The organism is Formosimonas limnophila (assembly GCF_014652675.1).
GTDB lineage: Bacteria > Pseudomonadota > Gammaproteobacteria > Burkholderiales > Burkholderiaceae > Hydromonas > Hydromonas limnophila.
In genome coordinates this window covers 192,800-205,187 of sequence record NZ_BMZG01000002.1, presented here as the reverse complement: position 1 = coordinate 205,187, position 12,388 = coordinate 192,800, and the positions used below count along the sequence as shown (strand labels likewise).

Below are 12,388 nucleotides of genomic sequence, written 5' to 3'. Positions count from 1 at the left end.
CAAAAATTACTGGAGTTTTTGCAACTCATGCAAAATCGCTCCTGCACCTTGCGCTGCAACCACATCACGCCCCCAAGGCTTACGTTTTGAGGGCAAAAAGCGCAACCATGCCAATGTGCCGCAGGATTTTTTCACCGTCGCTTGTACCGCTAAGTCGTCTTGTTTTAGATAAGTCATCATGATTGCGGCTGCTTGCGAGGGCGAGACCTCCAGCAACCACATGGACGAGAATACATAAAACAACCAGTCGCGTGCCTGAGCATGAACCACCCCTAACGTCAAAGCAGGGTCATCTTCAAAGTCAATAAACACAATATCATCATCATGCCACATCATATTTCGAGCAAACACCTGGCTGAGATTTTGCCCTTTTTGATGCACATCAAGAATCGCCGCCAAACCTTTTTCCCAATACGTCAATGCATCATCAGACTTGCGTAATTGGGCATCAATTGATGAATGCCCCACAGAGCTCATGGCAAACCAACCATTGGCGACGTGCAAGACTTCAGGCACAGACACACCCGCCGCACGTAGCTGTGTGAGCCGACGCACCTCAACAGCCTGCGCATCTGCACCTCCATGAAACGCTACAGGATTCAGCACAGGCAAGCGCAAAACACCTGCGAGCCAACGCAACATTAGATAACCGTATTGCTTGCGCTGAGGCTGCTCGCACTTAACCACGACTGACCGACCATCAAGATTGAGAACCGAAACACGTGATTGATTTTGTTCTATAATGCGATGAATGTGAGCAATCTGCTCATCAGACAATGGCATTTTTTGTTTCACATTGCTATTCATTGACCAACCATTGTTTTTTAAATAATTTCACTTGATACAAAATCATGTGTAAAAATACAACCCACCACAAAGCCCAAAGCTGATGACTCAAAAAATGCCCACCTTGCAAAATACGCACGGTGCCAAACAAAGTGCCAGCAATCAACGCATACCAAACAAATGACTTGCGACTCAAATAAGATGGTTGTGGCCGCTGGAGACGCCACAAACTCGGCGGCCAACCACCCACAAAAGCAAAACTGAGTAATGTAAAACCAGAAGCACCAAAACCTGCAGGCCAACAAGCCATTTTATGCACACCCCATGGTTTTGCATCAAACAGACCCGCGTAAAGCCATGAACCACCAAACTGCGACAAATTCCAAGGACACGCAATGTTTGTTGATTTTTTTATTTGCTGAATCAACAACGAAATCAGAACACAGGCAACAAATAACGCCAGCCAGCGTCGAAACGCATCCACATGATTTGTATCAAAACGATTCGATATCTTTAGATAACCTGCATACACCAGCTGAATCAGTGCGAAGACCAAAATCAGCCTCAGCAACTGCTGCATCCAATCATGCCCTATCCGCTCCACCCATCCAGAATGAGGCAGCGCAAATGTCTGCGTGCTTTGATTGAACAAAAGATTAGAAAAAGCCACATCAAAAGCATGACCCATCGGCGATGTTTCTGTGAACCACAATAAAAATGAGCCAGTCACCAATAAGCCCAGCCATATTCGCTTGGATGAGAAAACCATCACAAAGCCGCACCACCAATGGTCAACCCATCAATGCGTAGCGTCGGCTGACCCACACCGACAGGGACACTTTGCCCCTCTTTGCCACACACTCCGACACCTGAGTCAAGCGACATATCGTTACCCATCATTTTGACTTTGGTCAAAGCATCTGGGCCATTGCCGATGAGGGTCGCGCCTTTGATGGGGGCAGTGATTTTGCCTTTTTCGATGAGGTAGGCTTCTGTTGTTGAGAACACGAATTTACCGTTAGTGATATCGACTTGTCCACCGCCAAAATTCGGGGCGTAGATGCCGTATTCTACGGAAGCAATAATGTCTTCAGGGGCATGGTTGCCACCAAGCATATAAGTGTTGGTCATACGGGGCATCGGTAGATGCGCGTAGGACTCACGGCGGCCATTGCCTGTTTGCTTGACCTTCATGAGGCGGGCATTCATGGCGTCTTGCATGTAGCCTTTGAGGATGCCGTCTTCGATGAGGACGTTGCGTTGTGTGGTGTGGCCTTCGTCGTCGATGTTGAGCGAACCACGGCGGCCTTGCAGTGTGCCGTCATCAACGACGGTGACACCTTTGGCGGCAACGCGTTGACCGATTTTTCCTGCGAATGCGGACGAGCCTTTGCGGTTAAAATCGCCTTCTAAACCATGACCAATCGCTTCATGCAACAACACGCCAGGCCAGCCTGGGCCGAGCACGACAGGCAATACACCTGCGGGTGCGGCGATGGCCTCAAGATTCACAAGGGCTTGGCGCACGGATTCTTGTGCGTATTCTGCGAGCAGTGTATCAGAGAAATAGTTGAAGTCATTTCGTGCACCACCACCCGAAAACCCCTGCTCGCGGCGACCATTTTGCTCAACCACAACACTACAGTTCACTCGAACCAGTGGCCGCACATCAGCGGCGAGCGAGCCATCGGCACGTGCAACGAGCACCACGTCGTATTCGGCTGTCATGCTGGCCATGACTTGGGTAACACGGTTGTCCACGGCTCTTGCCATTTTTTCGAGTTTTTCTAATAGAGAAACTTTCTCAGCCGATGTCAGACTATTAATCGGGTCTCGTGGCGCATACAGATCTGCCGTATAGGAGTAGACATTATCGAGTGAGATTGGTTTGGTTTTGACTTTCACACCTTTGCCATTGGCAACAGGTGCAATATCACGCGTAACGCGTGCTGCATCCAGTAATGCATCGATGTGAATATTGTCGGAGTAGGCGAATGCGGTTTTATCGCCAAATACGGTGCGAATACCAACGCCTTGATCAATTGAAAAGCTGCCAGACTTGACAATTCCCTCTTCTAAACTCCAACCTTCTGAGCGAGTGTATTGAAAATACAAATCAGCATCATCGGCTTTGTGCACGCGAATCTCATCAAACACGCGATTGAGATCATTCGTTGTCAAACCATAGGGGTGCAGCAGCAGGCTTCTGGCAATGCTTAAATTATCGTGGTGTAAGCTCATTGTGTTCATTTCATCTGTTCAATACTCGGTGCTTCAGTGCTGGCAAACTTGCCCGCACGCGCTCAATCCGTGAGTTTAACAGATTAGCCACCACCACGCCCTCACCTTCAGCACGCAAATCTTGAATCACACCCCACGGATCAATCACCATTGAATGACCAAACGTGCGACGACCATTGTCATGCAAGCCGCCTTGCCCACAAGCGACCAGATAGCATTGGTTCTCTATTGCACGCGCCCGCAGAAGGATTTCCCAATGCGCTTGTCCCGTTGTGTGCGTGAATGCCGCGACGCAAATCCATGCGAATACCGAACCCGCTGCACGATACAACTCAGGGAAACGCACGTCATAGCAAATACTTAAGCCAATCGCGCCCCATGGACTGTGCCAGAGAGCAGGCGCATTGTCACCATTCGTCACGCCTGCACAAATGGCGTCGCCCTCACTGTATCGCTCCTGCCCATTTTGAAAGCCAAACAGATGGATTTTGTCGTAACGCGCCTCTATCACCCCCGTCGGCGAGTAGACCAATAAGGTGTTGTACACTTTATTCGGTAAAGGGCTCACCAGCGGAATCGTGCCACCGATCAGATAAATCCCATGCGTCATCGCCTGTTCGCGCAAAAAAGACTGAAGTGGAGTGGCTTGTGAAACCTGCTCTCCAACAAAATCTTCTGCGACCTTTAACTTATCCGTCTCATTTTGCCCCATCAGGCAAAAATACTCAGGTAACACGACCACTTGCGCGCCTTGTGCGACCGCAACGGCAATGCCTTTGGCCGCTTCGATTAAATTTTGTGCCACAGAGGTGGTTGAGACCATTTGCACGCAGGCAAATTTGGGGGCAGTTTCTGGTGTGATTTGTTCCGACATAAAAATACCTTTTTCATGACAATCTTGTGCTGAATCAGCGCTGTTTCTTCACATTCATTTAAAGGCTACAATACCACAAACCGATTATTTTCTCGATTGAAAAACATGTCATCAGCCCAAAATTACTCAAACTACGCAGCCCGCCAATTCGCCAGCGGTCGCGTTCATCCTGACACCATCGAATCACTCGCCGTGCAATTGCCACTTTTAAAAAATGACATAGAACAACTCATCGCCCAACATGCTCCGAGCCACCACGACGCCGAACACATTGCCGGCGTCGCACTGCGTATAGCACGAAGCCATCTGATGATGGCGCTGATAGAGTACGATTTAACTCATGCGCCCACTTCTGAGACACTCAAGGTCGTTACACAAACCATTAGCCGATTCGCTGATGCCGCTGTGATGCACGCCATGGCGGTCGCAAGAGCTTCACTGATCGAAAATCACGGTGAACCACTCCGCGAAGATGGCTCGCCCATGCCACTGTGGGTCATGGGGATGGGCAAATTAGCGGGTTCTGAGTTAAACGTGTCATCAGATATTGATTTAATTTTTGTCTTTGAACATGAGGGTGAAACGACTGGGCGGCGCAAGCTGTCTCACGGCGAGTTTTTTGACAAACTTGGGCGAAAAATCATCAAACTGCTTGATGATGTGACGGAATTTGGCTTTGTGTTTCGCGTTGATATGCGACTTCGACCACACGGCTCAAGTGGCCCGCTGTGCGTGAGTTTGGCCATGCTGGAAAAATACTTTTTGGGGCAGGCGCGCACGTGGGAGCGGTTTGCTTGGCTGAAAAGCCGCCTGATCAATCCTAGCCAAGCGTCTGATTCACTCGAGCAACTCATTACACCTTTTGTGTTTCGCCGTTATCTTGATTACGATGCCATTGATGCGCTGCGCGACGTTCACCAAAAAATCCGCACCAAAGCCGATGCCAAACAAGGTCATGACATCAAAGTCGGTACAGGCGGCATCCGCGAGATTGAGTTCATCGTCCAGTTGTTTCAAATCATCAAAGGCGCACGCCAACCCAGTTTGCAACAAAAAGCTACATTGGCTGTGTTGCCAGAGTTGGGGCACTTGAGCTTACTCACCGCCGAAAAAGTCGCAGAACTCAGCACCCACTATACTTTTTTGCGACATTTAGAACACCGCATCCAATACTTCGAAGACGCACAAACCCAAACACTACCCACCCAAGCCGAAGTACAGGAAAAGCTCGCTCACGCGATGCAATTACCAAATTTCGCGGCACTGAGCGAACACCTTCATCAATTAAAGAGCAGTGTCGCCGAACAATTCAACCAACTGTTTGAACCCGTCAGCGACACCGCCCTCGCCCACAGCAGCGAACCACAAAATGATGACGATGCCGCCGTACTGGCTGCTTTCGACACACCGAACACACTGCAAGAGTTTCTCGCACGCCTATCCACAGACAGCCGCATCACGCAGTTACCAGAACGCAGCCAAATGCGCTATCGCCAGCTCGTCATGCACACTTTACAGATTTTATCGGCACAACAACCCAGTCCGATACCTGTCGAATACGCCATGCGGGTGTTTAACTTCCTTGATGCGATTGCCAAGCGTTCAAGCTATTTAGCCCTGCTCGTCGAGTATCCGAAAGCCCTTGAATACCTCATCACTTTGTTCATCCGTTCGCGCTGGGCAGGAGATTATTTGACAGTACACCCGATTTTACTTGATGAGTTACTAAGCCCTGCGACCTTGCACACACCACCTGATTGGACTCAGGTCTCATCGCAGCTACACGATTTATTACTCAATGCGACAGGTGACGTTGAACGACAAATGGACATCCTACGCGAAACCCACCACGCTCAGATATTTCGCCTACTCGCCCAAGAATTAGATGACATATGGACTGTCGAACAACTCGCTGACCACCTATCCGACTTAACCGACTTGTTACTCAAACAAGCCCTACATTTTTGCTGGCAAGCATTCGCCAAACGCCATCAAGACACCCCAAACTTCGCCATCATCGCCTACGGCAAACTTGGCGGCAAAGAAATGGGCTATGCCTCTGACTTAGACCTCGTGTTTTTGTACGATGACGAGGCACAGGATGCCGCCGACATCTACAGTCGATTTGCCCAACGTTTAAACAACTGGCTCACCGCACCAACGGCTGCTGGCGTGTTGTTTGAAACCGACTACCGACTACGCCCGAACGGTGCGAGTGGTTTACTGGTCACCAGTTTAAAAATGTTCAAACAATATCAGGCAGAATCCGCATGGTTTTGGGAACACCTAGCCATCACTCGCGCGCGTTTTTGCGTCGGTTTTGAGCCCATAGGCGATTGGTTTGAATCAGAACGCCGCGCCATCCTCACCCAACCGCGCGAGCGCGACACTGTCATCAGCGAAATACTTGCTATGAAGCAAAAAATCAAAGATGGCCACCCCAACCCAACAGAATTATTTGATGTCAAATACGACATAGGCGGCATGGTGGATATTGAGTTTTGTGTCCAAGCCTTGGTCTTGCTCAACAGCCAAAACCATCCCGAACTCATCGAGAACAAAGGCAACATCGCGCTGCTTGGTCGCGCTGCCGAAGCAGGACTCATTAACACACAGACTGCCGAAGCCGCAGCCAACGCCTACCGTCACTATCGCGCCATCCAACACGCCTCACGCTTACAAAACATCAACGCAACAAGAGTACAACCAGATCAGGAGAAAACTCATATTGATGCCGTCAAACAACTGATGAACGAAGTGCTTAAACAATAAAAAACAGCTGCAGCAGCTGTTTTTTTATGCAGTCGATACAATCTCAGGCCAGCGCCTGCTCCCAATCGGCAATTAAGTCATCAATCTGCTCAATCCCCACCGCCACACGAATCAAGCCATCCTCAATGCCCCACTCTGCGCGACGTTCAGCACTCATTTCTGCATAAATCGTCTGGGCAACGGGCAGCGTCATCGTGCGATTGTCACCTAAACCCGTGGACATCATGACAAATTTTAATGAATCGAGCACCTCAAATGGGTGTTTTGCATCATTTTTTACGGTAAACGACAGTAACGTGCCAAAACCATTAGCACCAAACATCTGCTGCGCACGTAAATGCTGCGGATGATTCGGCAGCCCTGGGTAATCGACGTGCTCCACTGCGGGATGTTGCGCCAACCATTGCGCGAGTTTTAGTGCATTTGCCGACGCACGCTCAACCCGCAAGAAGAATGTTTCTAAACCCAGCGCAATCTGCTGCGCCGAGTCTGCAGATAATGCGCCGCCAATATCACGCAAACCCTTTTTGCGCAATTGCAACAAGCCCCAATTTTTCGGCTCGCCTTTGCGATAACCTTCAAAAACATTCGGATAATTTGACCAATCAAACAAACCCGTATCCGTCAATGAACCACCCAAGGCAGCACCATGTCCAGAAAGCGACTTCGACAACGAATTCATCACAAACGATGCGCCATAATCACGTGCTTTAAGCAGTGCTGGCGTTGCCATCGTGTTATCCACCACATACACAATGCCACGCTCACGACATAAATCGCCAATGCCTTTTAAATCCGACACCTGTGTGCGCGGATTGGCAATCGTCTCGACAAATACCATGCGTGTATTCGACTGAATCGCGGCTGCTACCGACGCCGCATCCGTCGAATCGACATAACTAATCGACACACCATGCGCCGAAAACGTGTTAAACAAACTTGTCGTATTACCAAATAAATACTGACTCGCCACTAAATGATCGCCCGACTTCAACAACGACAACACCACCGTCGCAATCGCCGCCATCCCTGTCGCAAACGTCACAGTCCCTATGCCCCCTTCAAGCATGTTGAGCTGCGCATCGAGTGCCGCCGTGGTCGGATTCCCACCACGTGCATACGTATAACCAGAACGTTTATTTTGAAATGTATCTGCGATGTCCTGCGCCGACTGATACGCCCACTGAATACTTTTGTGAATCGGCTTGTGACTCGCAGCATGCTCTGTGCCAAACTGACGGTCAGAGTGGAGAAGTTGGGTTTGGGGATGGAGATTTTTCATATATTAATTAGCTGTTTGCAATTGACAAATTTTACACTGACATTCGATTCTTACTGCTCATCATCCCCACCGACTTTAAGTAAGTCTGCCGCTGCTTTGGCTTCATTTTTACCGCACTCAAGCGCATCCAAGTAGGCCAAGTCAATGTCACCTGTGATGTATTGGCCATTAAAACATGATGCATCAAACTGTCTCAAATGCCCTTCGTTGACACTGCGCACGGCATTTTCTAAAGCCTCTAAGTCTTGGTAAATCACCTTGTCCGCTGTAATCATCTGCCCGACTTGATCTGGGGTTTTGTCGTGCGCGATGAGCTCGGTGCGGGTGGGCATGTCGATACCATAGACATTCGGATATTTAACTGCGGGGGCTGCTGAAGCGAAATAGACTTTATTAGCACCTGATTCGCGGGCGAGCGCGACGATTTCTTGACTGGTGGTACCGCGCACGATGGAGTCATCGACGAGTAAAACATTTTTACCTTTGAACTCGCTCGGCATAGGCGTGAGTTTTTGGCGAACGGACTTCTTACGAGTTTCTTGACCAGGCATGATGAATGTGCGACCAACGTAGCGATTTTTGATAAAGCCTTCACGGTATGGCAACCCGAGTTTCATAGCGAGTTGCATAGCACACGGACGCGATGTATCGGGAATGGGCATAACAACATCAATGTCAGCAATGTCCATCTCGCTGAGGATTTTATCCGCCAACGTTTCACCCATAGCCAAACGCGCCGTATAAACAGACGTACCATCCATCGTCGAGTCTGGACGCGCGAAATACACGTATTCAAATAAGCAAGGAATCAAACGCGCTTGCATCCCGTCTGGCACGCAAATACGGCTTTTGATTTGTCCATCAAAACCAATCCAAATCGCTTCACCGGGCGCGATATCACGCACAGTTTTAAACCCAACACCTTCGAGTGCGACAGACTCCGAAGCGAGCATATATTGTTTTGCACCGCTCTCATCGGTTTTCTCACCCAATACCAACGGACGAATACCATTTAAATCGCGAAAGCCAAACAAACCACGCCGCGCAATCATGCCGACGCAGGCATATGCCCCTTTGACGCGCTTGTTCACTTGCGTCATCGCGTCAAAAAACACATCGGGTGTGAGATCATCCGTGTTTTTAATCGCATGGTCTAACTCATGTGCCAATACGTTGAGCAGTGCTTCCGAGTCTGAACCAGTATTGATGTGACGTTTATCGAGGCGAAATAAAATATCGCGCACATCATCCGTATTGGTCAAATTGCCATTGTGGGCGAGCACAATGCCATAAGGCGCATTCACGTAAAACGGCTGGGCTTCCTCAAGTGAATCGACATTACCCGCCGTCGGATAACGCACATGACCAATACCCGCATTGCCGAGCAAATCGCGCATGTTGCGTGTACGAAAGACCTCACGCACCATGCCTTTGTTCTTATGCATGAAAAACCGTTTGCCATTCGCCGTCGCCATGCCTGCGGCATCTTGGCCACGGTGCTGCAAAAGAAGCAATGCGTCATAAATAAGCTGATTAACTGGAGATGTGGCAACCACGCCGATGACACCGCACATATAAACCTCATTGATAATTTAAAATCGTTTGGACGCACATAAAACACACTGCGAGCATGTGTATAAGCGTATATTAACTTGCAAAATACTTCAGGCGGGCTTCGCGCCCGCCTGAGTTTATTTGATTTCGACCACGATTGGATTTTTCGCCGCGCCTTTGATTTTATCTGCTGCTGTCTGTGCAGCAGTAATCGAATCAAAGGGGCCAAGTCGTACACGGGTTTTGCTCACACCGCCATCGGTAATCGACTCTGTGACAGGCTTCGCACCTTTGGCAATGAGACGCTTATTGAGCTCATCCAATTCGGCTTTGGTTGAAACGATGCCGATGTGCACCACAAATTTCCCCTTGGCCATGTCTGTGGTGTTCGTTTCAGCTGATTTAGGAGGCGTGGTAGCAGCGGCTGTGGCGGCTTCTGTTGTTTTCGGCTCAATTTTAGCATTAACAGGTTTGAGATTGTCCGCACTGCCGCTCGCTTCATTGGCAACCCGAGGATTTTGAACCTCAAATTGCACCTGATTTTCCGGCACAGAAACATTTACCACCGCCGCCGTCTGCTTACGACTGTCATCAAACACCCACGGCAAAATCACAAATGCAGCAGCAAGTAAGACCAATGCACCAATCAAACGACGACGCGCACGCACCTTTAAATCATTGAGCAAAACATCTTCATTATACGTATGCCCAGCAGCATCCTGAGTCACAGACTTACTCACACCCAATCGCCGAGTGGCCCGCGACGGCGCATTAGACTGAGCGTAATCACTTCCACCAAGACCTAGCTCACTGCGCATGTCACCGCCACGAGCACGCGCATTTGGGCGCTTTGCTGGTTGTTCTGAGTCTTCTTTTTTATCAAACCACATCATAAGCCTTTGAATAAACGAGAGATTTTATTGCATCCCTTTAAATGCTTGCTCGATAGTTACGAACGAGCCGAACACCACTATTCTATCATTGGCAGCGACACTCGTGGCCAAATGCGTAAGCGCAGCGGCCACTGTCGCGTGCTCAGTCACGCTATGGTCATCATCTGGCACAAAACCAGTGCTTAACAAAATTTCATGCAATTTAACGGCAGAGGCTGCCCGCTCAATGGGTAAATCACACAAATGCCAATGATCAATCTGTGATGACATGATACGCATCACTTCTGCAATATCCTTGTCTGCCATTGCCCCAAACACCGCATGCGTGTAAGGGGCATAACCCATTTGGTTTAAATTTTTCGCCAGAACTCGTGCAGCGTGTGGATTGTGCGCCACATCAAGTACCGTCACTGGCGTACCAGGCAACACCTGAAAACGTGCTCGAACAACGGCATTGGCCAGCCCCAAACGTACAGCTTGCTGTGGCACAGGCAACACATCGTACAAAGCATCAAGCGCCGCCAATGCCGCACTCGCATTGGTCAATTGATAATCACCACGCATTGCTGGCATCGCCAGACTATTGCGCGTTGTGTATTCACCCTTAAATCGCCATTGCTTGCGCTGCTCATCCTGCACCACCGAATAAGAAAAATCGCGATTAATCAGCTTTAAATCTGCCCCAATCGCTTGCGCATGAGCCAATAATGAGGCAGGCGGCTCTGCATCCGCACAAATCGCAGGCCGCCCAGCCCGAAAAATCCCCGCCTTCTCAAAGCCAATTGCCTCGCGGGTATCACCCAAAAATCCCACATGGTCAATGTCCACATTCGTCACAACAGACACCGCCGCATCAAACGCATTCACCGCATCGAGCCGCCCACCCAAACCAACCTCTAAAACCACCACATCAGGTTGCTGTGCATCAAACCAGCACACAATCGCCAATAAAGTAAATTCAAAATACGACAACGACACGGCGGGTGCTTGCTGACAGGCTTGCTCAACCAGTTCAAAAAAAGGCAAAAGCTGCACCTCAGTGGCTTCAACGCCACCAAAACGCGCCCGCTCAGTAAAATCCATGATGTGTGGTGACGTGTGACAGGCTGTTTTATAGCCCGCTGCAATTAATATTTGCTCAAGAAATGCGCAGGTCGAACCTTTACCGTTCGTACCACCGACGGTGATGATGGGATAATTCAATGTCAGCGACTGATTCGCCACCAAACGGTTTTTTACCGTCAACACACGGTCTAAACCGAGGTCGATAGGTTTGGTGTGAGCTGATTCTAAGTGAGCGAGCCAGTCAGAGAGCTGATTGTATGAATATGACATAAATTTAAAAATGTTAAGAAGTGGACACTAACCACCAAAAACAACCGCATAATTTGTTTGAGGTTCAGAAAAAATGACGAAAAACCCAACAACTTCAATATAAAACTGCACCAACAACTTCAATATAAAATTGATTGAAATAGCCATTATCACAAGATAGCTAAGTGAAAATAGAGGCACGTAAAACAGAAAATAGCACGCCCAGTCAATTGGATCCATTCTATAAGCGACCATAAGGCCCTAATATCACACTGTATTTAATCGGAGTAACCAAGAATAAATAAGAAAGGGCGATGAATAAAATAACCCATAAGCCCTCCCAATCGCCATCTTTGATAAAAAAAGCAGTGCCAAGCAATCCCTGCCCCAACAAAAACCATTGATTGACTGGTATAAAAGGCGCACGATCTATTAGAGGTTCGCCGACACTATTTATGAGAGACTTTTCAACCCAATTTAACTTGCTCTTTTTCGTAATGATACGATTACTTGAGCGCGTTGAATAAGAGGCTGTTTGAGCCTCTTGCTTGTCCCTGTATACTGCATCGCGCACAACCTCTTTGGTTTTTTTCTTATGCCGCGCTTTACGATTTTTAGACATATTGAAACTTACGTTTAACTTTCAATGTAAATTGCCGTGAAAATCACGGC

10 protein-coding genes are annotated in these 12,388 nt (G+C 48.8%); 1 reads left to right on the top strand and 9 read right to left on the bottom strand.

What is annotated here, in order from left to right; all coding sequences use genetic code 11:
- Window positions 1-6: 6 nt before the first annotated feature.
- Genes IE082_RS02630 through IE082_RS02615 form a run of 4 tightly spaced genes read right to left on the bottom strand, consistent with a single transcriptional unit; the run spans window position 7 to window position 3,901 of the window.
- Window positions 7-807, bottom strand: coding sequence for a BUD32 family EKC/KEOPS complex subunit (locus IE082_RS02630; protein ID WP_189491107.1), 801 nt, complete (start codon window positions 805-807; stop codon window positions 7-9).
- Window positions 800-1,555: a phosphatase PAP2 family protein gene (locus tag IE082_RS02625; RefSeq protein WP_189491105.1), complete on the bottom strand. Its 756-nt coding sequence runs from the start codon at window positions 1,553-1,555 to the stop codon at window positions 800-802. The genes IE082_RS02630 and IE082_RS02625 overlap by 8 nt, the downstream gene beginning before the upstream one ends.
- The gene (gene tldD, locus IE082_RS02620; RefSeq protein ID WP_189491102.1) at window positions 1,555-3,036 is read right to left on the bottom strand and encodes a metalloprotease TldD; all 1,482 of its coding nucleotides are present in this window, start codon (window positions 3,034-3,036) and stop codon (window positions 1,555-1,557) included. Before tldD ends, IE082_RS02625 begins: the two co-directional genes overlap by 1 nt.
- Before the next feature lies 1 nt (window position 3,037).
- On the bottom strand, window positions 3,038-3,901 hold the full coding sequence (locus IE082_RS02615) for a carbon-nitrogen hydrolase family protein (protein WP_189491099.1): 864 nt from the start codon (window positions 3,899-3,901) through the stop codon (window positions 3,038-3,040).
- A gap of 105 nt (window positions 3,902-4,006) precedes the next feature.
- On the opposite strand from IE082_RS02615, the gene glnE reads away from it, so the two are divergent.
- Entirely contained in the window at window positions 4,007-6,673 is a 2,667-nt protein-coding gene (gene glnE, locus IE082_RS02610) for a bifunctional [glutamate--ammonia ligase]-adenylyl-L-tyrosine phosphorylase/[glutamate--ammonia-ligase] adenylyltransferase (protein ID WP_189491097.1), read from the top strand.
- A 43-nt stretch (window positions 6,674-6,716) separates the two neighbouring features.
- On the opposite strand, the gene IE082_RS02605 is transcribed toward glnE, so the two are convergent.
- The 5 genes from IE082_RS02605 to IE082_RS02585 all read right to left on the bottom strand — a co-directional run bounded on the left by IE082_RS02605 (window position 6,717) and on the right by IE082_RS02585 (window position 12,338).
- A complete protein-coding gene (locus IE082_RS02605) occupies window positions 6,717-7,955 on the bottom strand; it encodes a cystathionine gamma-synthase family protein (RefSeq protein ID WP_189491094.1) in 1,239 nt (412 codons plus the stop codon).
- A gap of 50 nt (window positions 7,956-8,005) precedes the next feature.
- The gene (gene purF, locus IE082_RS02600) at window positions 8,006-9,529 is read right to left on the bottom strand and encodes an amidophosphoribosyltransferase (protein WP_189491091.1); all 1,524 of its coding nucleotides are present in this window, start codon (window positions 9,527-9,529) and stop codon (window positions 8,006-8,008) included.
- Window positions 9,530-9,646: 117 nt separating this feature from the next.
- Complete coding sequence (locus IE082_RS02595; protein WP_189491089.1) at window positions 9,647-10,402, bottom strand: SPOR domain-containing protein; 756 nt, start codon at window positions 10,400-10,402, stop codon at window positions 9,647-9,649.
- Between the two features lie 24 nt (window positions 10,403-10,426).
- Window positions 10,427-11,737 (bottom strand): bifunctional folylpolyglutamate synthase/dihydrofolate synthase, encoded by a 1,311-nt coding sequence (locus tag IE082_RS02590; RefSeq protein WP_189491086.1) that lies wholly within the window; start codon window positions 11,735-11,737, stop codon window positions 10,427-10,429.
- A gap of 220 nt (window positions 11,738-11,957) precedes the next feature.
- Window positions 11,958-12,338, bottom strand: a complete 381-nt coding sequence (locus IE082_RS02585; RefSeq protein ID WP_189491083.1) for a hypothetical protein — start codon at window positions 12,336-12,338, stop codon at window positions 11,958-11,960.
- Window positions 12,339-12,388 lie beyond the last annotated feature (50 nt).